Origin of the sequence: Klebsiella sp. LY, from assembly GCF_004010915.1 — a bacterium.
Taxonomy (GTDB): Bacteria; Pseudomonadota; Gammaproteobacteria; order Enterobacterales; family Enterobacteriaceae; genus Klebsiella; species Klebsiella quasipneumoniae.
Genome location: NZ_CP022444.1, coordinates 1,973,165 through 1,998,752 on the forward strand (window position 1 = coordinate 1,973,165; position 25,588 = coordinate 1,998,752).

At 56.7% G+C, this 25,588-nt stretch carries 24 protein-coding genes; 10 read left to right on the forward strand and 14 right to left on the reverse strand.

Annotated elements, in window-relative coordinates:
- The first annotated feature begins 2 nt into the window (after positions 1-2).
- Entirely contained in the window at positions 3-1,061 is a 1,059-nt protein-coding gene (degS, locus tag CE636_RS12525; protein WP_002918568.1) for an outer membrane-stress sensor serine endopeptidase DegS, read from the forward strand.
- Between the two features lie 135 nt (positions 1,062-1,196).
- On the opposite strand, the gene mdh is transcribed toward degS, so the two are convergent.
- Positions 1,197-2,135 (reverse strand): malate dehydrogenase, encoded by a 939-nt coding sequence (gene mdh / locus CE636_RS12530; RefSeq protein WP_004206230.1) that lies wholly within the window; start codon positions 2,133-2,135, stop codon positions 1,197-1,199.
- A gap of 414 nt (positions 2,136-2,549) precedes the next feature.
- Between mdh and argR the strand changes: the two genes are divergently transcribed.
- The 3 genes from argR to yhcN-B all read left to right on the forward strand — a co-directional run bounded on the left by argR (position 2,550) and on the right by yhcN-B (position 4,021).
- Positions 2,550-3,020 carry a transcriptional regulator ArgR gene (argR, locus tag CE636_RS12535; RefSeq protein WP_002918625.1) on the forward strand — a complete coding sequence of 157 codons (471 nt, stop codon included), beginning with the start codon at positions 2,550-2,552 and terminating at the stop codon, positions 3,018-3,020.
- Positions 3,021-3,391: 371 nt separating this feature from the next.
- Positions 3,392-3,655, forward strand: a complete 264-nt coding sequence (yhcN, locus tag CE636_RS12540; RefSeq protein ID WP_017899932.1) for a peroxide/acid stress response protein YhcN — start codon at positions 3,392-3,394, stop codon at positions 3,653-3,655.
- 99 nt (positions 3,656-3,754) lie between these two features.
- On the forward strand, positions 3,755-4,021 hold the full coding sequence (gene yhcN-B / locus CE636_RS12545; RefSeq protein WP_002918627.1) for a DUF1471 family stress response protein YhcN-B: 267 nt from the start codon (positions 3,755-3,757) through the stop codon (positions 4,019-4,021).
- Between the two features lie 50 nt (positions 4,022-4,071).
- On the opposite strand, the gene CE636_RS12550 is transcribed toward yhcN-B, so the two are convergent.
- From CE636_RS12550 to aaeX, 4 genes are all read right to left on the reverse strand, one after another.
- Positions 4,072-4,347: a barstar family protein gene (locus CE636_RS12550; protein ID WP_004206232.1), complete on the reverse strand. Its 276-nt coding sequence runs from the start codon at positions 4,345-4,347 to the stop codon at positions 4,072-4,074.
- 79 nt (positions 4,348-4,426) lie between these two features.
- Positions 4,427-6,394 (reverse strand): p-hydroxybenzoic acid efflux pump subunit AaeB, encoded by a 1,968-nt coding sequence (gene aaeB, locus CE636_RS12555; protein WP_004206233.1) that lies wholly within the window; start codon positions 6,392-6,394, stop codon positions 4,427-4,429.
- Positions 6,395-6,399: 5 nt separating this feature from the next.
- On the reverse strand, positions 6,400-7,332 hold the full coding sequence (gene aaeA / locus CE636_RS12560; RefSeq protein ID WP_004206234.1) for a p-hydroxybenzoic acid efflux pump subunit AaeA: 933 nt from the start codon (positions 7,330-7,332) through the stop codon (positions 6,400-6,402).
- Between the two features lie 7 nt (positions 7,333-7,339).
- A complete protein-coding gene (gene aaeX, locus CE636_RS12565) occupies positions 7,340-7,543 on the reverse strand; it encodes a p-hydroxybenzoic acid efflux pump operon protein AaeX (protein WP_002918640.1) in 204 nt (67 codons plus the stop codon).
- Between the two features lie 131 nt (positions 7,544-7,674).
- Between aaeX and aaeR the strand changes: the two genes are divergently transcribed.
- The gene (gene aaeR, locus CE636_RS12570; RefSeq protein WP_004206235.1) at positions 7,675-8,604 is read left to right on the forward strand and encodes an HTH-type transcriptional activator AaeR; all 930 of its coding nucleotides are present in this window, start codon (positions 7,675-7,677) and stop codon (positions 8,602-8,604) included.
- Between the two features lie 35 nt (positions 8,605-8,639).
- On the opposite strand, the gene tldD is transcribed toward aaeR, so the two are convergent.
- The 9 genes from tldD to CE636_RS12615 all read right to left on the reverse strand — a co-directional run bounded on the left by tldD (position 8,640) and on the right by CE636_RS12615 (position 21,181).
- The gene (gene tldD, locus CE636_RS12575; RefSeq protein ID WP_017899933.1) at positions 8,640-10,085 is read right to left on the reverse strand and encodes a metalloprotease TldD; all 1,446 of its coding nucleotides are present in this window, start codon (positions 10,083-10,085) and stop codon (positions 8,640-8,642) included.
- 88 nt (positions 10,086-10,173) lie between these two features.
- Complete coding sequence (yhdP, locus tag CE636_RS12580) at positions 10,174-13,971, reverse strand: AsmA2 domain-containing protein YhdP (RefSeq protein WP_017899934.1); 3,798 nt, start codon at positions 13,969-13,971, stop codon at positions 10,174-10,176.
- 37 nt (positions 13,972-14,008) lie between these two features.
- Entirely contained in the window at positions 14,009-15,478 is a 1,470-nt protein-coding gene (rng, locus tag CE636_RS12585) for a ribonuclease G (RefSeq protein ID WP_004206239.1), read from the reverse strand.
- 2 nt (positions 15,479-15,480) lie between these two features.
- Positions 15,481-16,062: a Maf family protein gene (locus tag CE636_RS12590; RefSeq protein WP_017899935.1), complete on the reverse strand. Its 582-nt coding sequence runs from the start codon at positions 16,060-16,062 to the stop codon at positions 15,481-15,483.
- A 7-nt stretch (positions 16,063-16,069) separates the two neighbouring features.
- A complete protein-coding gene (gene mreD, locus CE636_RS12595; protein ID WP_002918648.1) occupies positions 16,070-16,558 on the reverse strand; it encodes a rod shape-determining protein MreD in 489 nt (162 codons plus the stop codon).
- Positions 16,558-17,550 carry a rod shape-determining protein MreC gene (mreC, locus tag CE636_RS12600; protein ID WP_004206242.1) on the reverse strand — a complete coding sequence of 331 codons (993 nt, stop codon included), beginning with the start codon at positions 17,548-17,550 and terminating at the stop codon, positions 16,558-16,560. Before mreC ends, mreD begins: the two co-directional genes overlap by 1 nt.
- Before the next feature lie 70 nt (positions 17,551-17,620).
- Positions 17,621-18,664 carry a rod shape-determining protein MreB gene (gene mreB / locus CE636_RS12605; RefSeq protein ID WP_002918653.1) on the reverse strand — a complete coding sequence of 348 codons (1,044 nt, stop codon included), beginning with the start codon at positions 18,662-18,664 and terminating at the stop codon, positions 17,621-17,623.
- Between the two features lie 305 nt (positions 18,665-18,969).
- Positions 18,970-20,910 (reverse strand): RNase E specificity factor CsrD, encoded by a 1,941-nt coding sequence (gene csrD, locus CE636_RS12610; RefSeq protein WP_004206243.1) that lies wholly within the window; start codon positions 20,908-20,910, stop codon positions 18,970-18,972.
- 79 nt (positions 20,911-20,989) lie between these two features.
- Positions 20,990-21,181, reverse strand: a complete 192-nt coding sequence (locus CE636_RS12615; RefSeq protein ID WP_017899936.1) for a hypothetical protein — start codon at positions 21,179-21,181, stop codon at positions 20,990-20,992.
- A 231-nt stretch (positions 21,182-21,412) separates the two neighbouring features.
- Between CE636_RS12615 and msrP the strand changes: the two genes are divergently transcribed.
- The 5 genes from msrP to accC all read left to right on the forward strand — a co-directional run bounded on the left by msrP (position 21,413) and on the right by accC (position 25,548).
- Entirely contained in the window at positions 21,413-22,414 is a 1,002-nt protein-coding gene (gene msrP, locus CE636_RS12620; protein WP_017899937.1) for a protein-methionine-sulfoxide reductase catalytic subunit MsrP, read from the forward strand.
- Entirely contained in the window at positions 22,414-23,013 is a 600-nt protein-coding gene (gene msrQ / locus CE636_RS12625) for a protein-methionine-sulfoxide reductase heme-binding subunit MsrQ (protein ID WP_004206245.1), read from the forward strand. The genes msrP and msrQ overlap by 1 nt, the downstream gene beginning before the upstream one ends.
- Before the next feature lie 232 nt (positions 23,014-23,245).
- Positions 23,246-23,698, forward strand: coding sequence for a type II 3-dehydroquinate dehydratase (gene aroQ / locus CE636_RS12630; RefSeq protein ID WP_004206246.1), 453 nt, complete (start codon positions 23,246-23,248; stop codon positions 23,696-23,698).
- Positions 23,699-23,720: 22 nt separating this feature from the next.
- Complete coding sequence (gene accB, locus CE636_RS12635) at positions 23,721-24,188, forward strand: acetyl-CoA carboxylase biotin carboxyl carrier protein (RefSeq protein ID WP_004206250.1); 468 nt, start codon at positions 23,721-23,723, stop codon at positions 24,186-24,188.
- Between the two features lie 10 nt (positions 24,189-24,198).
- Positions 24,199-25,548 (forward strand): acetyl-CoA carboxylase biotin carboxylase subunit, encoded by a 1,350-nt coding sequence (accC, locus tag CE636_RS12640; protein ID WP_004174096.1) that lies wholly within the window; start codon positions 24,199-24,201, stop codon positions 25,546-25,548.
- Positions 25,549-25,588 lie beyond the last annotated feature (40 nt).

A 25,588-nucleotide genomic window follows, 5' to 3' on the forward strand; every position in this document is an offset into this window, starting at 1 on the left:
TCATGCCTGGAAAGTTATTACGTTCAGTACTCATCGGTTTGCTTGTCGGGGGCCTGCTGTTGGCCTTGATGCCTTCGCTGCGCCAGTGGCAGCTGGCGCCGACCACTCAGAACGATACGGCAGACGACTCCCCTGCGAGCTATAACGCCGCCGTACGCCGCGCGGCGCCCGCCGTAGTGAACGTCTATAACCGCGCCCTGAACAGCACCAGCCATAATCAGCTGACGCTAGGCTCCGGGGTGATCATGGACCAGCGCGGCTATATCCTGACCAACAAGCATGTGATTAACGATGCCGACCAGATTATCGTCGCGCTGCAGGACGGCCGGGTCTTCGAAGCGCTGCTGGTAGGCTCCGATTCCCTGACCGACCTCGCGGTGCTGAAGATCAACGCCACCGGCGGGCTGCCGGTGATCCCGATCAACCCGAAACGCACCCCGCATATTGGCGATGTGGTGCTGGCGATTGGCAACCCCTATAACCTGGGACAGACCATCACCCAGGGGATCATCAGCGCCACAGGGCGCATTGGCCTCAACCCCACCGGGCGCCAGAATTTCCTGCAGACTGACGCGTCGATCAACCACGGTAACTCCGGCGGGGCGCTGGTGAACTCCCTCGGCGAGCTGATGGGCATTAACACCCTCTCCTTTGATAAGAGCAACGACGGCGAAACGCCGGAAGGCATTGGCTTTGCGATCCCGTTCCAGTTAGCGACCAAAATTATGGATAAGCTGATCCGGGATGGCCGGGTGATCCGCGGCTATATCGGCATTAGCGGCCGGGAGATCGCCCCGCTGCACGCGCAGGGCGGCGGGATCGATCAGATCCAGGGGATCGTGGTTAACGATGTGGCGCCTGATGGCCCCGCAGCACAAGCCGGGATCCGCGCCAACGACGTGATCATCTCCGTGAATGACAAACCTGCCGTCTCTGCACTGGAAACGATGGATCAGGTGGCCGAGATCCGTCCGGGATCGGAAATTCCAGTGGTCATCATGCGAGATGATAAGAAAATCACGCTCCATATCGCCGTCCAGGAATACCCGGCCACCAACTAAGTGGCTCTCCGGCTGGGGGCTACGTTATTCGCTAGATACCGGATCGGCCGGGAATCTGACCAGAAACCCGGTCACCATGAATGCAAGGCAATAAAAAGCCGGAACAACGGTTCCGGCTTTTTGGCACGTGCGAGGTTACTTGTTAACGAAGTCTTCACCGAGCGCGATATCTTTCTTCAGGGTGTCCAGCATGCCTTCCAGCGCCTGTTGCTCAAAGGCGCTGAGTTTGCCGATAGATTGACGCTCTTCCACGCCGTTTTTCCCCAGCAGCAGCGGCTGGGAGAAGAAACGCGCATACTCGCCGTCGCCTTCCACGTAGGCACACTCCACTACACCTTTTTCTCCCTGCATGGCGCGAACCAGAGAGAGACCAAAGCGCGCAGCCGCCTGACCCATCGACAAAGTCGCCGACCCGCCGCCCGCTTTCGCTTCCACGACCTCGGTACCGGCGTTTTGAATGCGTTTAGTCAGATCGGCCACTTCCTGATCGCTAAAGCTGACGCCCGGGATCTGCGACAGTAAAGGCAGAATGGTGACCCCGGAGTGACCGCCAATAACCGGGACTTCCACCTCGGTTGCCGATTTACCTTTCAGCTCCGCCACAAAGGTATTGGAGCGGATGATGTCCAGCGTAGTCACGCCGAACAGTTTGTTTTTATCGTACACGCCAGCTTTTTTCAGCACTTCGGCGGCGATAGCCACGGTGGTATTCACCGGGTTGGTGATAATGCCGATGCAGGCCTGCGGGCAGGTTTTGGCAATCTGCTGCACGAGGTTCTTAACGATACCCGCATTCACATTAAACAGGTCTGAACGATCCATGCCGGGCTTACGCGCTACGCCCGCGGAGATCAGCACCACATCAGCGCCTTCCAGCGCTGGGGTAGCATCTTCACCGGAAAATCCTTTAATTTTTACATCTGTGGGGATATGACTTAGATCTACCGCCACGCCCGGCGTAACCGGAGCGATGTCGTACAACGAGAGCTCTGAACCTGAAGGCAGTTGGGTCTTAAGTAGTAGGGCAAGCGCCTGGCCGATACCACCGGCAGCGCCAAGGACTGCAACTTTCATCCTAAACTCCTTATTATGGTTAATTTAGTCTTTCGTTATTCCGTCGCCTGGACCTTAATTCACAAGATGAACAATTACAATGATTATGGCTGAAGAATGCATGATTGTGCGTAGCAATAGAACAGCGGCGCACGTTATGCTTCCTGACTGACCATCCAGCAAAGCGAAGTACCGGATCGACTATTGGTTACAATACACCCAGCCAGTTGCGCAAAACAACACCAACTCAATAACATTTCATTTACTTTTACATGGCTTTAAGCGTTGTGATGAGAACATGTTCCTTATACGGTTTTTTTGCTAAAATATGCCCCCTTCATAACATTATTGACCTATCCCTTCGCGGATTATTTGCATAAAAATTCACGGTTATGCATAATGATGTTGATTTTACCACCATAATCTGGGTGACTTATGCGAAGTTCGGCAAAACAAGAAGAACTGGTTAAAGCGTTTAAAGCGCTGCTTAAAGAAGAGAAATTCAGCTCGCAGGGAGAGATCGTTCAGGCGCTGCAGGAAGAGGGCTTCGAGAATATCAACCAATCGAAGGTTTCCCGCATGCTCACCAAATTTGGCGCGGTTCGTACCCGTAACGCCAAAATGGAAATGGTCTATTGCCTGCCTGCCGAGCTTGGCGTGCCGACCACCTCCAGCCCGCTGAAAAATCTGGTGCTGGATATCGACTATAACGATGCCGTCGTGGTGATCCATACCAGCCCCGGTGCAGCGCAGCTGATCGCCCGTCTTCTCGACTCGCTGGGCAAGGCGGAAGGTATTCTTGGCAGCATCGCCGGGGATGACACCATCTTCACCACGCCAGCGCGTGGTTTCACAGTGAAAGATCTGCACGACGCTATCCTGGTACTGTTCGAACAGGAACTCTGAGCATTCCCCTCTGGCAACCGTCAGAGGGTGGATTACTCCCTCTTCTCTCCCCCCTTTCAACTCAACAAAAATTTAACATTTTGTGTGATTTAGCCTGTCTATACGTTCTTTTACGTAAGGCAAACGCCTAAAACGCACAAAAGATCAAAATCGTATACCTTTATGATTTTATTAGAAATAAAACTTATCTCCGTCTACGACTTGTCATTTCTAATTCTTATCGGTTATAAAAAGCGCAATCCATTGTAACTATTAACACACAAAACAATTAGCATGGTATTAATATTTTTGGTGATTAGTGTATACTTGTTTTTGTGATGAGGGTCACGAAACAAAGACCCTCAACAAAAAGATTCGACGAGGTGAACATCATGAAAATCAAAACCACTGTAGCAGCTCTCAGCATCCTGTCCGTCATGTCGTTTGGCGCTTTCGCCGCTGACGTTATCAACAGCGAGCAGGCCCAGGGCCGCGAGGCCATCGGCACAGTATCCGTCGGCGCGGTAGCATCATCCCCGATGGATATGCATGAAATGCTGAACAAAAAAGCGCAGGAAGAAGGAGCTTCTTCTTACCGCATTATCGAAGCCCGCACTGGCGACCACTGGCATGCTACTGCTGAGCTGTATAAATAAGTTTTAGATCGTCAACGATTAACCCGACAAAAATTCTCTACCGCGGCCCGGTCTCATTCATCGCCCCGCCGCGGTAAAACAAAGACTGGAGTAAAGATTATGAAACGCGCAATGATCATCGCATCCCTTGGCCTGGCTTCCCTTCTCTCTTTCGGCGCAAGTGCGGCCGTTCAACAAGTGAACGCTGAACAAGCACAAAACCTGCAGTCCATGGGCACCATCTCGGTTTCCCAGGTAGGTAGTGCGCCAATGGACATGCGTCAGGAACTGGCCGCTAAAGCCGAGAAAGAAGGCGCCAGCAGCTACCGTATTATTGAAGCACGTACCGGCGATAGCTGGCACGCCACCGCTGAGCTGTACAAATAAACCCTCGTCGTCTTATTTCGACGACTTGCCCCCGCCTGCCGGGGGCTTTTTTATGCCTGCCGGGCGTTAAAACGTAACTCCCCCTCCAGCTCTTCCTCTGCTTCATCAAATAATAAAATTAATGCCCCAAAGCGCCGACGCTGCTTGTCATTTAAATGGATGAACTCAATGTCCAGCGGCAGCGGCAGCAGCCCACCGGTCACCGCGTCCCATAGCGAATCAAGGTTGTTGACCTTATCCTGAGCCAGGTCGAAGGTCCGGGAGAACTCCCGGTAGAAATCCTGTTGCTCGGCGATTTCGTCAAAATCAAACGTATAGGTGGTCATGACAGCCCCTCCCGCTTCTCTTCCTGTCGCCGTTAAGTATAGCGATAAAAAAACCGACGCCTGGGCGTCGGTTTATGGGTTAACTGCTGGTCAGCACATGCTGGTACTTGTGCAACATCTCAACCAGTCGCCGTACCGGCTCGGTCACCTGCGGCGAAGCCTCCCAGACCCGCAGCTTCTCCTGATAAACATCAAGCTCCGCCAGCAGCCGGGTAAAGTAGCGCCGACGCTTATCATCGCTCCCGGCGGAGATCACATGATCCGCAGTACGTCGCAGCTGGCGATGGAACGCCGACAAATCCTCGTTCACCGGCACGGGCGCATCGCGCAGGCGCTGGTGGGCAATGATTAACGTCAACGCCAGACGGAAACGGGCGACATCGCCGGGAAATTTGTTGAGCAACAAAAACAGCTGCTGATAGAGCGCGGGCAGATGATTCTCTTTGCGACGCGCCGAGTTGGTGGTCAGCGAAGAGACCGCCGCGGAGACAAACTGGTTCAGCAGCACCCGACCGGTTCTGGCCCGGGAGTTATCCCTGACAATGAGAATAACCATCAGAGCGAGGAAACAGCCGACGATCTGCCCCAGCGCGCTATCGAGGAACTGGCTGAACTGGAACTGCATCGGGTTATCCAGCACCAGAATGTTGATGGTGCTCGCCAGCGCTCCCAGCGATCCGAGGCGCCTTTTCTGCACTTCGATACCGATAAAAAACGCCATCGCCGCCAGGCTGATACAGAGCAGCAGCATACTCTGCTGCGTCGCCGGCATGATCACCAGAAAGTACAGGGTACCCAGCGGTAACGCCGCCAGAGTACCGTAGAGGAAGTCTATCGCCACCATTCTCGGGTTAGGTAGACGCATCGCCAGCGCGGTAACCACGGCAATCATTACCATCGCCCCGCTGCCTGAGGTCCAGCCCGTCCACAGCCAGAACAGCGTCCCGAGGATACAGGAGACGGAGGTGCGCCAGAAGTTCACCATCGCGTGGTGACGCTCGGCGGACTCCACTTTAACCACCGTTTCGCCGCGCAATACACCGTCTTCGATGCGGCTGATTTTGGTATTGCCCACCACGCCACGCTTAAGCAGCAGGTAACGGGTGGCTGCGCCTACCCAGCTGTAGATGGTGACCGGCGTATTATGCTCTCCTTTCCAGGTCAGGAAGCGACGCATACGCTTCAGCTGCTGGTGAACATCCTGCACTGTCTCAACCGGCTCAGCAAACAGCTCGCGGTAGTCGTCCGTCACCATTTCCGGTCGCGAGTTCTGAATCAGGTAGGTTTCGCAAGCCTGGGTGATAAGCGTTAGCGAGAGGGTATTGATCGCCTTCAGGCGTTGATTCGCCTTAGCCCAGCGAGAGGATTCCATAATCAGGTTACTGCGCATGCCTTCCAGCGCCGTGGTACGACGCACCAGCGCTCCCCAGGCCTGATCCACTTCCTCTTTTTCGCCGTGCGCAACGCATAACTGCATCAGCTTATACTGGGCAATCAGCAGGTTATCCAGCTCAAGGTCGATCTCTTTTTTAATCGAACGCGGGGAGAAAAGCAGATCGGCGACGATGGCGCTGACAATCCCGATGACAATTTCGCTGCAGCGCTCAACGGCAAACTGCGGCGCCAGCATCGGATCGGTGTGGATGGTAATAATGATAATCAGCGCGGTGTAGCCGGCCAGTCCCCAGGCATAGGAGTTTTCGACCTTGACCAGCGACGAAACCCAGGTACAAAACCCGGCCCACAGGCAGCATACCAGCATCATCAGCAGAGGGGCGCGGATCATCAGGATGATGATAACCAGCGCCGCAATACAGCCGATAAAGGTCCCGGCAATACGCAACATGCCGCGATAGCGGATCGCGCCGGAGTACGGCTCTCCCCCGGCGGCAAAGGCCGGGCCAGCGGCGACGATTGCCGCGGTCAGCACCGCCCAGCGCGGCGTTTCGAGCTGAAAATGGAAGCCGACGAACAGCGCCAGCACCACCGCGCATGCAAGCTTAATGGCAAAGCGGAGATGCTGGGGAGCAATAGTATATGTCCCCATAGCGATTAACCGAATTCGCGCAGGCGCATAGCCAGTTTCTGGAAGAAGTTGGCCTGGCTGGTATCACGGTCTTCTTTACCGGTGATCACCACCGTCGCCGTCGTGCCCGATGGCCACAGATTCCCCTGCTGGTGGTCAAGGCGAATACGTACCGGCACACGCTGCGCCAGACGCACCCATTCAAGGTTGGAATCCACCGAGGCCATCCCTTTCGAGTCGCTGCTGCTGCTGGCGTTGGTTACCCCCGCAGCGATACTGTCCACCGTGCCTTTTATGGTTTTGCTGCTGCCAAGCGGGGTAATTTCCGCCCGGTAGCCAGGACGGACGCCTTCCAGTTTGGTCTCTTCCAGATAGGCCATGACGTAAAATGTATTCTCTTTCACCAGCGCCACCGCCGTGGAGCCGCGGGTGATAAATTCCCCGGTATAGACGTTAAGGTTGGTTACCCAACCATCCGCAGGGGCGCGAATCTCCGTGCGCTCCAGGTCCAGTCTGGCCAGGTCGCGGCTGGCCACCGCTTTCGCCAGCTGATGCTCAACCGTCTGCAGCACATTGTTCGCCTGGTCAATCTCTTCCCGCGACATCGCCTGGACGCCAAGCTTATTACGCCGACCGGCTTCGACACGTTTTTCCTGGGCTAACGTCTGGTAGTAGGCGACATCGGCTTCCGCCTGCGCCAGCGCTTTTTGGTAACGAGGCTGGTCAATAACGAACAATACCTGGTCTTTCTTAACCAGTTGGTTATCCTTGACGTTTACCTGGGAGATCAGCCCGGAGACGTCGGGGGCAATGGCCACAATGTCGGCGCTAAAGCGCGCATCCCGCGTCCACGGCGAGGCGGTGTAGTAAACCCAGGCGCGGAAAATCGCTACGAAGGCCAAAATGACCAGTATCACGGTAATAGCAGTACGGAGGATATTTCTTGTTAGTGTTTTCACATCAACCTCAAACGAACAAGCGCGATATCAAATAAAAAAGGCAGCAATATAGCGCCGTATTAAACAGTGCAGGGTGCCAGACAAAATCGTAAATGCCGGTCGGAACCAGCAATCGGTGCACCAGCCAGAAGATGGCCAGCGACAACAGCAACTCGAAGAAGATCGGCGGAAACGATAAGCCGAAAATCACGATGACAGGAAACAGACTCATGATGACCTTGAATAAGAAGCGTACAGGTAGTGAGCAGATGCGTTTATTATGTAGCTAACAATATATTAACGTAACGATTGCCGCATTATCTACAATGTGTGATCTAAATCACTTTTAAGCCAGAGTGAATAATGGAACGATTAAAGCGCATGTCCGTTTTCGCCAAAGTGGTCGAATTAGGTTCCTTCACCGCAGCGGCCCGCCAGCTTCAGATGAGCGTTTCCTCAATCAGTCAGACCGTCGCCAAACTGGAAGATGAACTGCAGGTGAAGCTGCTCAACCGCAGCACCCGCAGCCTTGGCTTAACGGAAGCGGGTAAAATTTACTATCAGGGCTGCCGTAGGATGCTGTTTGAAGCGCAGGATGTCCATGAGCAATTATACGCATTTAACAACACCCCCATCGGGACGCTGCGTATCGGCTGCTCTTCAACTATGGCACAGAATGTTCTGGCGCGCATAACGGCGAAAATGCTGAAAGAATACCCCGGGCTCTCCGTCAATCTGGTCACCGGCATACCTGCGCCGGACCTGATCGCCGACGGTCTTGACGTGGTGATCCGCGTGGGTGCCCTGCAGGATTCCAGCCTTTTTTCCCGCCGCCTGGGATCAATGCCGATGGTATTATGCGCCGCGAAAAGCTATCTGGCGCAGGCTGGCAATCCGGAGAAACCGGCCGATCTTACCGGGCATGCCTGGCTGGAATATAGCGTGCGGCCGGACAATGAGTTTGTCATTATCGCGCCGGAAGGGATCTCAACCCGCCTGACCCCGCAGGGGCGCTTTGTGACCAACGACCCCATGACGCTGGTGCGCTGGCTGACCGCCGGGGTGGGTATCGCCTATGTGCCGTTGATGTGGGCGATCGAAGAGATCAATCGTGGTGAGCTTGAGATCCTGCTGCCGAGCTACCAGTCCGATCCGCGGCCGGTTTACGCCCTGTACACCGAAAAGGATAAACTGCCGCTGAAAGTGCAGGTCTGTATCAACTATCTGACGGAATATTTTGTCGACGTGGCGAAGATCTATCAGGGGATGCACGGGAGAGGGATCGCCCGCTGAAGCGGTTCCCGGCGACGCCGGGAACCCGGTCAGGATCAGGCGGTGCCGCCGACGGTAAGATTATCGACCTTCAGGGTCGGCTGGCCAACGCCCACCGGCACGCTCTGGCCCTCTTTGCCACAGACGCCGACGCCGTTATCCAGACGCAGATCGTTACCCACCATCGAAATCTGCTGCATGGTCTCAATCCCGGAGCCGATCAGGGTAGCCCCTTTCACCGCCTTCGTGACCTTGCCTTTTTCGATCAGATAGGCCTCGGAGGTGGAGAAGACAAACTTACCGGAGGTGATATCCACCTGCCCGCCGCCGAAGTTAGGCGCGAAGATACCATAGTCCACCGACTCGATAATCTCCTGTGGCGTGGACTGGCCCGCCAGCATATAGGTGTTGGTCATACGCGGCATCGGCAGATGGGCATAGGATTCACGGCGGCCGTTGCCGGTCGGCGCGACGCCCATCAGACGCGCATTGAGTTTATCCTGCATGTAGCCTTTCAGGATGCCGTTTTCGATCAGCACATTGTATTGACCCGGCGTGCCTTCATCATCGATAGCCACTGAGCCACGACGATCGACGATGGTGCCGTCGTCCACGACGGTGCACAGTTCAGAGGCGACTAATTCCCCCATATGACCGCTAAAGACCGAGGTGCCGCGACGGTTGAAATCGCCTTCCAGGCCGTGACCGACCGCTTCGTGCAGCAGGACGCCAGGCCAGCCGGCGCCGAGCACCACTGGCAGCATTCCCGCCGGGGCGGCGACCGCTGAGAGGTTAACCAGCGCCATGCGCACCGCTTCTTTCGCCCAGGCGTCGGCCCGCACTTCGCCCTCCTGAGAGGCAAGGAAATAGTCATAGCCAAAACGCCCGCCGCCGCCGCTGCTGCCGCGCTCGCGTTTGCCGTCCTCTTCCACCAGTACGCTGACCGAGAGGCGCACCAGCGGACGAACGTCCGCGGCCAGAGTGCCGTCGGTGGCGGCCACCAGAATCAGTTCATAGACGCCGCTCAGGCTGGCCGAAACCTCCTGCACACGCTGATCCGCCGCGCGAGCGACTTTGTCGACCCGGCGAAGAATATCCAGCTTCTCTTCCCGGCTCATACTCTGCAGCGGGTCGATGCTGGTATAGAGGGCGCTGTGCTCTACGGTGCCGAGGGTCTGTACTTTGCCATTGCCGGTCTCGCGCACAATGGTCCGCGCCGCCTGGGCGCTCTGCTCCAGCGCCAGCTTGCTGATCTGGTCAGCGTAGGCAAAGCCCGTTTTTTCGCCGCTGACGGCGCGCACGCCTACGCCCTGGTCGATATTGTACGACCCATCTTTAATGATGCTGTCTTCCAGAACCCAGGATTCGTGATAGCTCGACTGAAAATAAAGATCGCCGTAATCGAGGCGGCGCTCGGTCAGTTGACCAAGAATGGCAAACAGGTCCTGATGATTCAGGCCATTTGCCGACAGTAATTGTTCACTTACCAGGTTCAGACTCATCGTTATGCTACTCGTTTGTTGCCGCCTGACAGGCGGAAATACAGAAGGCTATCTATTGAGATTGCGGCAATTCCCGGCAATCGTCAAATCATTGCTTTTTGTTGCTGCGCGCCTGGCGCAGCACTTCATTGATCTGCGGCTGGTCAATCGGGCCGGTGATGCGATAGCGCAGTATCGAGACTTTGTTCCACAGCGGCCCCAGCACCTTGCTGGCGGCAAACACCGCCGCGCCGACAATCGGGTTGACAGCAAAAGCCGCCGCCACGCCGACGGTCGCGGAGATCTCCGGCGCGACCACCGCCTGCAGATCCAGCTGGCGACGCACCAGATCGACCGACCCTTTCATGGCAATGTCCGCCTCCAGACCATCCACCAGCGTATCATCGGTATGCAGTACGCCATCCTTAATCCATGCCGTACTGTTAATCGAGTCAAAGTAAAAACCTTCGCTGAAGGTATCGCTGAAGTCGAAGCGCAGTTTGCGCAGTAGGGCATCGACGCTCAGCAAACGCAGCAGCTGGCCTGCATGTCCGGTACTCAGGTCGGTAAACTGCCCCTTGCCGAGGTGGCTTTTAATGATCCCATTGAGCGAGGCGACATCGGGTGACCAGGGCGGCGCGCGCCAGTGGAGATCGTAGTCGATATCAAACGGCGAATCCTTCACCGGTGTGGAAACGCCAAAGAAATCCGCAAATTCATCCGTTTTATTGCCATGCAGTCTGCCTTTCAGCGAGGTGCGCACCCCGGAAGGGGCGTTAACCCACACGCCGTCGGTCGTCAGCCGGCCAAACCCGGTATCCACCAGGCCGTTGGAGAGCGTTAAGGTATCGCCCTTGATCGTCACATCGCCGTCGATGCGGCCATATTTTTGCCCCCACAGCCAGCATTCCGCGCAGCGCAGTTGCAGATCGGGCCAGCCGTGGAAATCCAGCCGCGTCTCCGCCTGAGAAGTCACGTTCTCCGTTCCGCCCTTGCCGCTGGCGCTGGCCGGGTTGAAATAGAGATAACGCACATTTGCCAGCCACGGGGCATTGTCGCGCATCGTCAGGGTGGCGTTGATCTCACGCCCCTGCGCCTCAACCTGCGAGCCGCCGGCGACCGGCTGCGACATCAGACTGACGTTGTTCCATTGCTGGCCGGCCAGCGCCAGCGACGGCGTACGCAGCACAATGCGCGGTGGAAAGAGGACGCTGCTGCTGACTTCATTCGCCGCGCCCTTCTGGAACAGCGCCAGCCATTGCGCGCCATCCATCGGCGGCAGATTGAGTTCAACGCCGGGCTGGTCGGGCAGCGGAGAGAGGCCTTTGCTATCCGTCGTGAGGATCGCTCTGTCCAGCGTCAGCTTACGGTTCAGCAACCAGCGGCTGTTGATATGATTCTTCGCGCCAACGGATCCGGTCAGGTCGAAGCTGCTCAGACCGCCGGCGACGTTAATTTTGACCGGCAGGGGTTCGCCAGCGGACTTGTTGACCGGTGAAGGTAAGTGACTGCTCACATTCTTCAGATCGCCATTGATATCAACCTTATAGCTGGCATTGCCATGGTACGGCAGTTCGATAGCGACCTTGCCATCCCACGGAACGCTACCGCTCAGCGTCTCATTAACCGCTTTCGGCAGCAGTCCGGTGCGCGACGGCTGCCAGGTGGCGTTCATCCCGACATCCACCAGAAACGCTTTTTCGCCTTCGCGGGTGGAAAAATTGAGGTTCAGCGGCTGATTAAACCAGGTCGCGCTCAACGTTTGGCTATTAAGATCGCCATTCACAAAGCTGAAATTACCGCTTAGGTTCTGCAACGTAGTATCTAATGGTTTGATAAACAAGGTATTATTCTGCAGCCGTACATCGCCTTTCGCGGTGGTCATCTCGCCATCGAGGGGGATATTCAGATGTAAGCGAGCGCTCACATCCCCATCCAGCTGCAGGGAATCCAGCGCTGCCCCGAGCGACGCTTTCAATGGCGTGGTGTTGAAATAAGGGCCCACCTCTTTGCCCGGGCCTTTGATGTCAGCATCAATCAGCAGTTTTTCCTGCGCATAATCCGGGATCACGGCATCGAGATTGCTGGCGGTCACATTGCCGAGCATCGCTTTATCCGCCCGCATCCACAGGCCGCTGTTGATAAAATTGAGGTCGATATTCAGCCCGGTCAGCGCCGGCCAGTCCGGTTGAAAAGCGAAAGTGGCATTCTTCAGCGGGACGTAAACCTGGAACTGGCCTTCATTGTGCGGATACGGGAACAGATGTGGGTTACCGCCATACACCAGCGTCGCATCGCGGGCCTGCCCGGCTTTAATCGCGCCGCTGAGATAGTCCACCAGCGCTTTGCCCATCAGGTTTTCCGGGAAGTAACGCCACGCCTGGCCGCCATCGTTGGTGCTGATCCCCGCCAGAATGCCCAGCCACGGATCGTCCCCCTGCGGTTGCAGATAGCGGAAGCCGCCGCGGGCGCGTACCCCCGTCGCCTGCACGTCAATATCGCGGCCATCAAGCATAAAGCCTTTGTCATTTTTCACCCAGCTGAGGGTGGCTTCGCCAGCGGCGATCTCCAGCGGGGCCCGGAAAACTCCGGCATACGGCATCTGCGCCTTCGTCATGCGGGCGCGCAGTTCCCCGTGCTCCACGCTGCCATTCAGGCTGCCGGAAAAGTGTTCCGCTCCCGGCAGGAGTTTCCACTGCTTCCACGCCAGATCGCTCCACTGCGCCTGAAAGCGCGTTTTCTCCGTCGCCTGCAGGGGAATATCGAGAGCCAGCAGATTGATTTTGCCGCTGGGCTGCGTGGTGCGCCAGAGTTCGCCCAAAGAAGGCGCCAGCTTATCGGCAAACGGCTGCAATCCGCTCAGGCCACTGAGCGCTAAATTGCTGGCGCGAATACGTAATTCATCGCTACGCTGATGACCGTCGCCACCGACATCCTGCCCCGGGATCCACGCCATCGCCAGCGCGCCGCTTGGCCACGGTTTATCGTCGATCGCGATCCGCGTATCGGGAATATAGAAGCCCCAGCTCTGCTTGTCGTGAGAGAGATGCGCCGTCAGGTTATCCACTGACAGATGATGAACCTCGCTATCCCCTTGCCAGCTGGCGCCCCCTTTTTTCAGCCATACGTCGCCGCTGGCTACATCGCCTTTTTCAATAGTCATCCAGCCTTCGAGGCTGAAGCGGGCGCTTTTCAGCGCGATATTGTCCTGCATCCAGCGGCCTAGCCAGGGTTTGACGTCAATATCGTCAGCCTGCAGCCAGACCCGGCCTTTATTCAGCAGGCCATCCTCATCGCGGAGATCCATCCGCACCTGCATGACGCCATGCTGGCCGGTGAGACTGGAAAGGCTGAGCTGCCCCTCGGCGCGGTGACGGTTCCTGCCGTTAAGCCAGGTCAGCTGCGGGACCGCCAGCTCCGCCCGCTGACCAGAAATGGTCAGGAAGCTCAGATGGCTGTCGCGCAGAGTAAAGTGGTCGAACTGACGTAAAAAGAGATCGCTGATGCGGTCGGTTTTCAGACTTTCGCCGCCGTCATTGGTCTGAATCGGGGTATTGGTATGGACCTGCAGCTGCCAGAAGGTGAGATCGCGAAACTGCCAGCGCATATGCAGCAGACTTTGCCAGACGTCCAGCGCCAGGGTCACGCGCTTGACCGCCATTGTCCCGCCATCCTTCAGCCCAACATGAATATCGCGGACATCTAATGTTGGGCCAAAAGTTTGCCAGCTGGCGGCGATCTGCGAGGCATCCACCGGCGTGCCGGTGAGGGCGGAGATTTTCTCCAGCAGCTGCGGACGCCAGGCGTCGAGCTGCGGCAACACGAGACGCAAGCCACTCACCAGCAGCGCGACGATAACAATCAATGTTGCCACGGTGAGCAATAAAATCCCGGGCAGTCGCCTCACGCCTCTCTCCTTGTCAGCCGCACAATGACGCGGTGTATTACATCATAACCACATCGAACTGCTCTTGATTATAGAGCGGCTCAATTTGTACCTTCACCTGCTTGCCGACAAAGATCTCCACTTCCGCCAGCGCATGCGACTCTTCCCCTTTCAGGGTTTCCGCCACCGCAGGGGAAGCATAGACCAGGAAGCGATCGGAATCATAAGCATGATGCACGCGAACGATCTCACGCATAATCTCATAGCATACCGTTTCCACGGACTTTACCGTTCCGCGTCCGTGGCAGGTCGGGCATTCGTTGCACAGCACATGCTCCACGCTTTCGCGGGTGCGTTTCCGCGTCATCTCCACCAGACCCAGCTGGGAGAAACCGTTGATGCTGGTCTTCACCCGGTCTTTGCTGAGGGCCTGCTCCAGGGAGTGCAACACCCGCCGGCGATGGTCTTCATTGTTCATGTCGATGAAATCAATGATGATAATGCCGCCGAGGTTACGCAAACGCAGCTGGCGGGCTATCGCCTGGGTGGCTTCGATATTGGTATTGAAGATAGTATCGTCAAGATTGCGGTGCCCAACAAACGCCCCGGTGTTGATATCGATGGTGGTCATCGCCTCGGTCTGGTCGATGATCAGATAGCCCCCGGACTTGAGCTCGACTTTACGCTCCAGCGCGCGCTGAATTTCGTTCTCAACGTCAAAGAGATCGAATATCGGCTGACGGCCGCTGTAGTGTTCCAGCTTGCTGGTCATTTCCGGGATATATTCGGCGGTAAATTCCAGCAGCGCCTCATAGGTCAGCCGCGAGTCGACGCGAATACGATCGAGATGCGCATCGGCAAAATCCCGCAGCACGCGCTGAGCCAGGGCCAGCTCGCCGTACAGCTGATAGCGGGTCTGGTTGCGCTTTTTGCGCTCCATCACTTTGGTCCATACGCGCTTAAGATAGGCGGCATCGGCGGCCATCTCCTGCTCGTGGACCCCTTCCGCGGCGGTGCGAATGATAAACCCGCCCTGCTCGTCGCAGTACTCTGCCACGACCTTTTTCAGCCGCTCGCGCTCGGCTTCGCTTTCAATCCGCTGAGAGACCCCCACATGGGAGGCGCCTGGCATAAAAACCAGATAGCGGGAAGGCAGGGTAATATCGGTGGTCAGACGCGCGCCTTTGGTACCGAGCGGATCTTTAACCACCTGAACCATCAGGTCCTGGCCCTGACGCACCAGCTCCGAAATATCGCGCACGGTAAACTGCTTTTGCTCCTCACCGGCAACGCATTCGGTATGCGGCATGATATCGGAGGCGTGGAGGAACGCCGCCTTATCCAGACCAATATCTACAAAAGCCGCCTGCATTCCCGGCAGCACTCGGCTAACACGACCTTTGTAGATATTGCCTACTATTCCGCGTCGCGCTTCACGCTCAATATGGATTTCCTGCAGAATACCGCCATCAATATACGCAACGCGCGTTTCGGATGGCGTTACGTTCACTAATAATTCAGCCGTCATCTTTATCCCTTTTCTTTACGCAGTGAGTTAAAGTTACTGAGCAACTCATACGTTTCCACCAGCGGTAAGCCGACTACGGCGTGATAGCTGCCATTAATCTTCCTGACGAAGCAGCCACCCAACCCTTGAATACCGTATGCACCTGCTTTATCTAAAGGCTCGCCGCTGGCCACATAATCGGCGATATCCTGCTCGCTGAGCGTTCGGAAGGTCACTTCCGTGACCACCAGACAATCCAACGTCTGCTGCTTATCCGCCAGCGCCACCGCGGTCATGACCTGATGGGTTTGGCCGGAAAGCAGGCGCAGCATCGCTGCAGCGTGTTCGGCGTCGCGCGGTTTTTCCAGCACTTCGCCGTTCAAAATAACAATCGTATCCGCTCCCAACACCGGCAAATCCCGCGATGCCAGCGCCACTCCGGCCTGCGCCTTTTCACGCGCCAGACGGACGACATAGTGCTGTGCGCTCTCCTGCGGCTGGCGCTGCTCCTCGATACCAGGAACCAGACGCTCGAACGCGAGACCAAGCTGAGTCATCAGTTCCTGCCGACGCGGGGAACCAGAAGCAAGATACAGAGTTGTCATATCAACCTTATTGCACTGCAAATTGCTGACGCACTTTACGCATCAGCAGGAAGAGCCATGGCCAGAGGATACCGTTTACTACACTACTCCAGAATACTTCCGGACGGAAAGAGACGTTGATCACTAAAAACTCTGCCCAGAAAACAATGATATCCACGGCGAGGGATAACAGCATGACCACCAGCGCCTGTTGCCACAGCGCCAGGTTACGGAACAGCTGATACTTCAGCGCCACCAGATAGGCGACGATGCTTAAGGACAGCGCGCGAACGCCCAGCGTCGAGCCGCTGATGAGATCAAGAATAGCCCCCATCACGAAGCCCGTCCCCACGTTCACCCGGTGCGGCAGCGCGAGGATCCAGTACAGCAGGATCAATAATACCCAGTTGGGCCGGAAAACGCTGATGTCCGCCGGCCAGGGCATAATTTGCAGCAATAGCGCGATAAGAAACGAGAGCCAGATAACCCAGCGTCCCTGGCTACGGTAACTTGCCACTATTGCCCCCCTGCAGGCTGCGACGGCTGAGACGGCGTCAGCCCGGTGGCGGGCGCCGGCATCTGCGGCCCCATCGCATCCGGCGCAGGCAACACCTGCGGCATCATCTGCATCAGGCGTTCGTTAGCCACGCGATGAACCTCTTCCGGAGTCATCGGGTTAGCGCCATTGCGATCGGCGCCCCACAGCAGCAGCAGATAGCGCAAACGCTGCAGACCGGCCGTCGGACGCGCCTGGATCACCGTGTAGGCGCGCTGGGTGTCCAGTTTCACTGAAGAGACAACCCCAACCGGGTACCCTTCCGGGAAACGGCCGCCAAGACCGGAGGTCACCAGCACATCGCCGACGCGAATATCGGTATTGGCCGGCAGATGCTCAAGCTGGAGGTCGTCGGTGCAGCCGTTACCGGCGGCAATGACGCGAATGTCGTTACGCAGGACCTGGATCGGCAACGCATGGGTGGCATCACAGATCAGCAGTACCCGGCTGGTCATTTTCGCTACCGCCACGACCTGCCCCACCACGCCTTTATCGCTGATAACCGGCTGGCCTTCGTAGACGCCGTTGACGCTGCCCTTATCGATAACCACCTGATCGCTATAGGGGTCGTTGACCGTTGAGATGACCTGGGTCACCATTTTTTGCTCGTCCTGGCGCAGCGGCGAGCCAAGCAGTTCACGCAGGCGCGCGTTCTCCTGCTTGTACTGGCCCAGCATCAGCAGATCGCTGTTTTTCAACAACAGCTCCTGACGCAGCGCGCGGTTTTCCAGTTCGAGCTGGTCACGGGTAGCCAGCGTCTGCGATACGCTGTCGAGCAGTTCCCGGGGACCATTAGAGACAAAGTAGAAAGGGCTGACGGCTGTATCCATGTACGTTCTGATTTGACTGAACGTACCCAGGCGGCTGTCGGCGATAATCACGCCAAGCGCCACCAGCACCGCCAGAATAAGGCGAATCTGTAGCGAGGGGCCACGGCTAAAAATTGGCTTCATAGGCTATGCGTATTCTCGTGTCAGTAAAGACCTGGGGCAGCGGGTAAGCCACCCCGGACCTTCAGGCTGACTACTCTTCGCTAAACAGGTCGCCGCCGTGCATGTCGATCATTTCCAGCGCCTTGCCGCCGCCACGCGCTACGCAGGTCAGCGGATCTTCAGCAACCACGACTGGAATACCGGTTTCTTCCATTAACAGACGGTCCAGGTTGCGCAGCAGCGCACCACCGCCGGTGAGAACCATCCCGCGCTCGGAGATATCAGACGCCAGTTCCGGCGGGCACTGCTCAAGGGCAACCATGACCGCGCTCACGATGCCGGTCAGCGGCTCCTGCAGCGCTTCAAGAATTTCGTTTGAGTTCAGGGTGAAACCGCGTGGCACGCCTTCCGCCAGGTTACGGCCGCGCACTTCAATTTCACGCACTTCATCGCCCGGATAAGCCGAACCGATTTCATGTTTGATACGCTCAGCGGTCGCTTCACCGATCAGGGAGCCGTAGTTACGACGCACGTAATTGATGACGGCTTCGTCGAAACGGTCGCCGCCGATACGCACGGAAGAAGAGTAAACCACGCCGTTCAGGGAGATAACCGCCACCTCGGTGGTACCGCCGCCGATATCCACCACCATGGAACCGGTCGCTTCAGAAACCGGCAGGCCAGCGCCGATCGCGGCCGCCATCGGTTCTTCAATCAGGAACACTTCGCGAGCGCCTGCGCCCTGCGCGGATTCACGGATAGCACGACGCTCAACCTGGGTGGCGCCAACCGGCACGCAGACCAGTACGCGCGGGCTCGGGCGCATAAAGCTGTTGCTGTGCACTTGTTTGATAAAGTGCTGCAGCATCTTTTCCGTCACGAAGAAGTCAGCGATAACGCCGTCCTTCATCGGGCGAATCGCCGCGATATTACCCGGGGTACGGCCGAGCATCTGCTTCGCTTCATGACCCACGGCGGCGACGCTTTTCGGCGATCCGGCACGATCCTGACGAATGGCCACCACGGAAGGCTCATTCAATACGATGCCTTGTCCTTTTACGTAAATAAGGGTATTCGCGGTACCCAGGTCAATGGACAGGTCATTGGAAAACATGCCACGAAATTTTTTTAACATACTAAGGGATAATCCTGAAAGCTGGGGCGGAAAACAAAATCCGCTTACTTTACCAACCACACGCAGCAGCGACAAGGCGCAAAAATCACCTGCTGCGGTGAAAATTAGTGCAGTTCATTTCCTTTGTTACAAATTTTTCCGACTCCGTTCATTGCTGAAATCTTCAGCAGCGCTCCACGCCTGAATTTGTAACCTGTCAAAGGAGGGTCACTGGCATTTACATTGCGATGATCCGGCAGGTAGACAAGCACACCCCCTTCACGATGGCGCGCGTTATTCTACGTGAAATCACGCTAAACGGCAGATCAAACCGAGTATCTTTGCGAATATTTTTTCACATTTGTGTCAAGTGGCTGTGAGGCGGCAAAAAATTCCCCCTGCCCGCCCGTGACACCGCATTGGGACAGTACCAGCCACTCGCTGCGGCTGCGTACGCCCGTCGCAAAAACTTGCATAGGCATGCCTTTACAGGCTTCCACCAGGCTTTGCACCAGCAGCTGGTTCTCGCTGCGCTTTTCGATATTGCGCGCCAGCCCCGGATGCAGTTTGATCAGCTCCGCATCCAGCTGCTTGATCCAGCTAGTTCCCACCAGGGTTAACCCTGCCTGAACCACCGCCACCCGAACGCCAAGCGCGTTAACCAACCGCATAACCGGCTGCAGACGGCCGATATATTGACAAACATCTGCCTCAGCAAGTTCAAAAATAATCCGCTGACGCTGCGATTTTTCACACTGCATCAGAGCATCACGCAGCCAGCGCTGGAATCGCGGACGGATCAGCGACTCCACCGACAGCTGGAGCGCCAGATTCTCCTCGGGCCAGAAGCCTAAAAATGGCAGCAGGCGCGTCACCTGCAGGCGGTCATACTCTTCCGCCAGGCCAAACTGCAGCACCATCGGCATATACTCGGCGGCGATCACCTCTTCCTTACCGTCGTACATCCGCGACATCAGTTCACGGTGATGCACCCGGCCATCGCGAGTGACGGCGGGTTTCTGATACAACCGCGGCCCGCCGCGGCTCAGCATCTGTTCGATCAGCGTCCGCCAGCGAACGTTGCCGCGGCCTTTCTCCGGAAGGGTATCGTCATAGACCGACCAGCTGTTGCTGCCCTGCAGCACCGCGTTGCGCGTTGCTGCTTCAGCATGTTCCATCACTTGCGCCGCCGATTGTCCACTGCGGAAAGAACAGATGCCGATATGCATCATATCGTCACGATCGAGAATGCGCGTCGGAGGCAGCGCGTCCATGGCCTTCAGCAACAGTCCAGCGATGCTATCCGCCTCTTTTAACGTGCGGTGCGGCAGCAGCACGGCGAAGTCGCTACGGTGATAGCGGGCCAGCAGCGCGCCAGGGTAACGCATAATAAAGGTAGAGAGCAGGTTGATTAGCGTGAAGTAATGTTCTTCGGCCGCCGCTCGTCCCCAGTTGTCCCGCAGCAGATCAAACTCCGGCAGACGGATCATCATCACGATGCCGTACGCCCCCACCTTCTCCTGATCTTCGAGCAGCGTGGCCAACTGATTGTCAAAAAACAGGCGATTGTTCAGCCCGGTTTTGGAATCCTGTGCCGCATAGGAGCGAATCAGCGTATCCATCCGGCTGCGCTGATCGCTGGCGAATTGCAGCTCCGACAGCAGCATATCCAGCGCGCTACTGGTGCTGGCAGGCCATTCATAGACTGACCCGCGCACCTGCGGCCCGCGCTCGCCGCTCAGGATGCGCGTGGAACGAAGCTCAAGCAGTTCCTGACCTGCCAGCTGGCGGCGTATCCAGCGGACGGCGAAGAAAATAATCACCACCATGAAGCCGATGGAGATCGACAGCGGGGCGGTGATTGACAGCGAACGGAAATAGTTCACCATCGGGTCAACGTAGACCAGATGCAGGGTGATACCGGGATGTTTCAACGACGGGACCGTGATCTCACGGAATTGCTCATGACTGCCCAGCGGGCGGTAGCTGTCGGTTCGGGAGTGGCTGTAGAGCGGTTTACCGTTAAGCATGAAATCGATATGCACGATCTCTATCGGCGTCATCAGCTCATCCAGCTGCGGCTCAAGCTTATCAAAAGAGGTGGTGATGAGCCGGTTATCCAGCATGGTCGCCACCGCCTGAACCCGGTTTTCGACCTTGTTCTCAATGCCGTTGTAAAAACTCAGCGAAGCGCCAATCAGCGTGACAAAGATGGTCAGGCTAGTTAGCAGCGTGATAAAGGCTGAGAACTTCGTCGTTAATCGCATCCCTGTGTTAACTCCGCGAGTGAATGACTGCCCGATGAACCATCAGGCTCCCGTGCCGGCGCGCGCCTTGACGCTAGCATTAACCTTTTAAAGCGCGACGCATACTATCAAAGATGGCGAGTCTGGCAATGGAATGCGTATTATCGGCGAAAGTATGCCGATAGCGAGTATAGTCGGCAGAAAAAATTTGCCAAACGCCGCCCGCCTGCGGCCTGCGCCAGAAGCGCTTTAATTTTAGACGCTGGATGGCAAACCCGCGCCAGCGGCGCACATTATTGCTAATTTTCCATCCTGCCAGCCTCCCGCCCGCTTTTTTCCCCTGCTAAAGATGCCGGGTCAGGCGCGTTAAAGGAAACGTCTTGCGCCACTTTCCGATGATTCCTGGACGACCGCGCCCCAGCTTCGGCGGTGGCGAATGCGCCTAATGTGCAATTTTTCGTGACATATTCGCGATTCATCGCCGCCTCCGTCATGCTTAGGGAAACGCATGACGGAGGACACCATGAAAAGAAAAAAACTGACGGAAGCCGACGTCACGGCCGAATCCGTTTTTATGCTCCAGCGGCGCCAGGTGCTGAAAATGCTGGGCATCAGCGCGACCGCCCTTTCGCTTCCCGCCGCCGCACAGGCCGACCTGCTGGACTGGTTTAAAGGCCACGACCGTCCGCCAGCCCCGGCGGGCAAGGCCCTGGACTTTGCTAAACCCGCTGAATGGCAGGCTAACCTGACGCTTACTCCGGAAGATAAAGTCTCCGGCTACAATAACTTTTATGAATTCGGCCTCGATAAAGCCGATCCGGCGGCGAACGCGGGTAGTCTGCGCACCGATCCCTGGACGTTGACCATCGGCGGTGAGGTGGCGAAGCCGCTGACCCTTGACCATGACGATCTGACCAAACGCTTCCCGCTGGAAGAGCGTATTTACCGTATGCGCTGCGTGGAAGCCTGGTCGATGGTGGTCCCCTGGGTCGGCTTCCCGCTGCACAAGCTGTTGGCGCTGGTGGAGCCCACCAGCAACGCGCGCTATGTGGCCTTCAAAACCCTCTATGCCCCGGATCAAATGCCCGGGCAGAAAGATCGGTTTATCGGCGGCGGGCTCGCTTACCCTTACGTGGAGGGGTTGCGGCTGGATGAAGCGCTGCACCCGCTGACGCTGCTCACCGTCGGGGTGTATGGCAAAGCGCTGCCGCCGCAAAACGGCGCGCCGGTCCGCCTTACCGTGCCGTGGAAGTACGGTTTCAAAGGCATTAAATCCATCGTCAGCATTGAACTGACCCGCGAGCGGCCACCGACCACCTGGAACCTCGCGGCGCCGGACGAATACGGCTTCTTCGCCAACGTCAATCCGCACGTCGATCACCCCCGCTGGTCACAGGCTAGCGAGCGGTTTATCGGTGCCGGCGGCGTGCTCGATGTGAAACGTCAACCAACGCTGCTGTTTAACGGCTATGCCGACGAGGTGGCGTCGCTGTATCGCGGCATGAATCTGCGGGAGAACTTCTAGTGCGTTTCACCGTCAAACAGATCGCCTGGTTGAAGGTTTTACTTCATCTGGCGGGGTTTTTGCCGCTGGTCTGGTTATTCTGGGCCGGGCACCAGGGCTACTTTAGCGCCGATCCGGCCAAGGATATCCAGCATTTTACCGGCAGGATGGCGCTGAAGTTTCTGCTGGCGACGCTGCTGGTCTCCCCGCTGGCGCGCTACGCGAAACAGCCATTATTGATTCGCGTTCGCCGCCTGTTAGGTTTATGGTGTTTCGCCTGGGCGACCCTGCACCTGACCAGCTATACCCTGCTGGAGCTGGGCATTAACAATCTGGCGCTACTGGGCTCGGAGATTATCAACCGCCCCTATCTGACGTTAGGCATGGTCAGTTGGGCGATCCTGCTGGCGCTGGCAGCGACGTCGACGCAGGCGATGCAGCGAAAACTGGGCCGCCGTTGGCAACTTTTACACAACTTCGTCTATCTGGTGGCGATCCTCGCGCCGATTCACTACCTGTGGTCAGTGAAGATCCTCTCACCGCAGCCCATCATTTATGCCCTGCTGGCAGTCGCGCTCCTGGCATGGCGTTACAAGAAGTTTCGCCAGTGGTGGCGCTGAATCCGGTAATGTGCAGTTTCCCGCAGATCCTTTATCAACCGCGACTCTTTTTAAGATAGCGGTTGATAATCTTCCCTGATAAGACCAGTATTTAGCTGCCAATTGCTACGAAATCGTTATAATGTGCGACTTTGGCTTTCCTGACAGGGTTTTCTGACCCTGAAAAGGTGACAAGGGCGCATTGAAGGTATATGTTGTTTTTTACCCGAAAATGGCAGGAGATCGCCACACGATGGCAGACAAGTTTCACATTTTGCTTTTGAATGGTCCAAACATTAACATGCTCGGTACCCGCGAGCCAGAGAAGTATGGATCTCTCACGCTGGCTGAGATTGTTAACCATTTAACATCTGAAGCAGCGGCGCTGAATGTGAGCCTGGATCACCTGCAGTCCAACGCGGAGCATGCGTTAATCGACCGAATTCATCAGGCTAAAGACAACGTGGACTATATCCTGATTAATCCGGCCGCGTTCACGCATACCAGCGTAGCAATCCGTGACGCGTTGCTTGCCGTGAACATCCCGTTTATCGAGATTCACCTGAGCAATGTGCATGCACGCGAACCCTTCCGCCAGCATTCGTATCTGTCAGATATCGCCGCTGGCGTTATCTGCGGACTGGGGGCGGACGGCTATTCATACGCTTTACAGACGGCGGTAAAACGCCTGTCACAATCACACTAAACAAAGAGTACGGAACCCACTCATGGATATTCGTAAGATTAAAAAACTGATCGAGCTGGTTGAAGAATCAGGTATCTCCGAACTGGAAATTTCTGAAGGCGAAGAGTCTGTTCGCATCAGCCGCTCTGCACCGGCCGCAAGCTATCCGGTTATGCAGCAGGCTTATGCTGCGCCGATGATGCAGCCTCAGGCACCTGCCGCCGCGGCTGCCGCGCCAGCTGCAGCAGCAGAAGCGCCGGCAAAAGCGGAAATCAGTGGTCACATCGTACGTTCCCCGATGGTTGGTACTTTCTATCGTACGCCAAGCCCGGACGCGAAAGCGTTTGTGGAAGTTGGCCAGAAAGTTAACGTGGGCGACACCCTGTGCATCGTCGAAGCGATGAAAATGATGAACCAGATCGAAGCCGACAAAGCCGGCGTGGTGAAAGCCATTCTGATCGAAAGCGGCCAACCGGTAGAATTCGACGAGCCGCTGGTAGTTATCGAGTAACGAGGCGAACATGCTGGATAAAATTGTCATCGCTAACCGTGGCGAGATCGCACTGCGCATCCTGCGTGCCTGTAAAGAACTGGGCATCAAGACCGTTGCTGTGCATTCCACCGCGGATCGCGATCTAAAACACGTATTGTTAGCGGATGAGACGGTCTGCATCGGTCCGGCTCCGTCCGTAAAAAGCTATCTGAACATCCCGGCTATCATCAGCGCCGCTGAGATCACCGGCGCGGTAGCAATTCACCCGGGGTATGGCTTCCTCTCTGAGAACGCCAACTTTGCTGAGCAGGTTGAGCGCTCCGGCTTTATCTTCATCGGCCCGAAAGCCGACACCATCCGCCTGATGGGCGACAAAGTGTCCGCGATCACCGCCATGAAAAAAGCCGGCGTCCCGACCGTACCCGGTTCTGACGGCCCGCTGACCGACGACATGGACGCTAACCGCGCCCATGCCAAACGCATCGGCTATCCGGTGATCATCAAGGCCTCCGGCGGCGGCGGCGGTCGCGGTATGCGCGTTGTGCGCAGCGATGCTGAACTGGCCCAGTCCATCTCCATGACCAAAGCGGAAGCCAAAGCGGCTTTCAACAACGACATGGTCTACATGGAGAAATACCTGGAAAACCCGCGTCACATCGAAATTCAGGTGCTGGCGGACGGTCAGGGTAACGCTATCTATCTGGCTGAACGTGATTGCTCCATGCAGCGCCGTCACCAGAAAGTGGTCGAAGAAGCGCCGGCGCCGGGCATCACCCCGGAACTGCGTCGCTACATCGGCGAGCGTTGCGCGAAAGCCTGTGTCGATATCGGCTACCGCGGGGCGGGTACCTTTGAGTTCCTGTTCGAAAACGGCGAGTTCTACTTCATTGAAATGAACACCCGTATCCAGGTAGAGCATCCGGTAACTGAAATGATCACCGGCGTTGACCTGATCAAAGAGCAGCTGCGTATCGCAGCCGGTCAGCCGCTGTCCATCAAGCAGGATGAAGTGGTGGTTCGCGGCCATGCGGTGGAATGCCGTATCAACGCCGAAGACCCGAACACCTTCCTGCCGAGCCCGGGTAAAATTACCCGTTTCCACGCGCCGGGCGGCTTTGGCGTGCGCTGGGAGTCCCATATTTACGCCGGTTACACCGTACCGCCGTACTATGACTCCATGATCGGCAAACTGATCTGCTACGGCGAAAGCCGTGACGTGGCGATTGCCCGCATGAAGAATGCGCTGCAGGAGCTGATCATCGATGGCATCAAGACCAACGTCGATCTGCAGATGCGCATTATGAGCGACGAGAACTTCCAGCATGGTGGCACCAACATCCACTATCTGGAGAAAAAACTCGGCTTGCAGGAAAAATAATTCTGCATTCTCAGCAAAAGGCCGGATTTTCCGGCCTTTT

Coding starts and splice junctions, on each gene's coding strand:
- tldD (WP_017899933.1), bottom strand. CDS start 10,085: ATGAGTCTGAACCTGGTAAGTGAACAATTACTGTCGGCAAATGGCCTG.
- CE636_RS12550 (WP_004206232.1), bottom strand. CDS start 4,347: ATGACCACCTATACGTTTGATTTTGACGAAATCGCCGAGCAACAGGAT.
- mreB (WP_002918653.1), bottom strand. CDS start 18,664: ATGTTAAAAAAATTTCGTGGCATGTTTTCCAATGACCTGTCCATTGAC.
- CE636_RS12590 (WP_017899935.1), bottom strand. CDS start 16,062: ATGACAACTCTGTATCTTGCTTCTGGTTCCCCGCGTCGGCAGGAACTG.
- accC (WP_004174096.1), top strand. CDS start 24,199: ATGCTGGATAAAATTGTCATCGCTAACCGTGGCGAGATCGCACTGCGC.
- yhcN (WP_017899932.1), top strand. CDS start 3,392: ATGAAAATCAAAACCACTGTAGCAGCTCTCAGCATCCTGTCCGTCATG.
- rng (WP_004206239.1), bottom strand. CDS start 15,478: ATGACGGCTGAATTATTAGTGAACGTAACGCCATCCGAAACGCGCGTT.
- aroQ (WP_004206246.1), top strand. CDS start 23,246: ATGGCAGACAAGTTTCACATTTTGCTTTTGAATGGTCCAAACATTAAC.
- argR (WP_002918625.1), top strand. CDS start 2,550: ATGCGAAGTTCGGCAAAACAAGAAGAACTGGTTAAAGCGTTTAAAGCG.
- aaeR (WP_004206235.1), top strand. CDS start 7,675: ATGGAACGATTAAAGCGCATGTCCGTTTTCGCCAAAGTGGTCGAATTA.
- mdh (WP_004206230.1), bottom strand. CDS start 2,135: ATGAAAGTTGCAGTCCTTGGCGCTGCCGGTGGTATCGGCCAGGCGCTT.
- mreC (WP_004206242.1), bottom strand. CDS start 17,550: ATGAAGCCAATTTTTAGCCGTGGCCCCTCGCTACAGATTCGCCTTATT.
- accB (WP_004206250.1), top strand. CDS start 23,721: ATGGATATTCGTAAGATTAAAAAACTGATCGAGCTGGTTGAAGAATCA.
- yhcN-B (WP_002918627.1), top strand. CDS start 3,755: ATGAAACGCGCAATGATCATCGCATCCCTTGGCCTGGCTTCCCTTCTC.
- degS (WP_002918568.1), top strand. CDS start 3: ATGCCTGGAAAGTTATTACGTTCAGTACTCATCGGTTTGCTTGTCGGG.
- csrD (WP_004206243.1), bottom strand. CDS start 20,910: ATGCGATTAACGACGAAGTTCTCAGCCTTTATCACGCTGCTAACTAGC.
- aaeX (WP_002918640.1), bottom strand. CDS start 7,543: ATGAGTCTGTTTCCTGTCATCGTGATTTTCGGCTTATCGTTTCCGCCG.
- msrP (WP_017899937.1), top strand. CDS start 21,413: ATGAAAAGAAAAAAACTGACGGAAGCCGACGTCACGGCCGAATCCGTT.
- aaeB (WP_004206233.1), bottom strand. CDS start 6,394: ATGGGGACATATACTATTGCTCCCCAGCATCTCCGCTTTGCCATTAAG.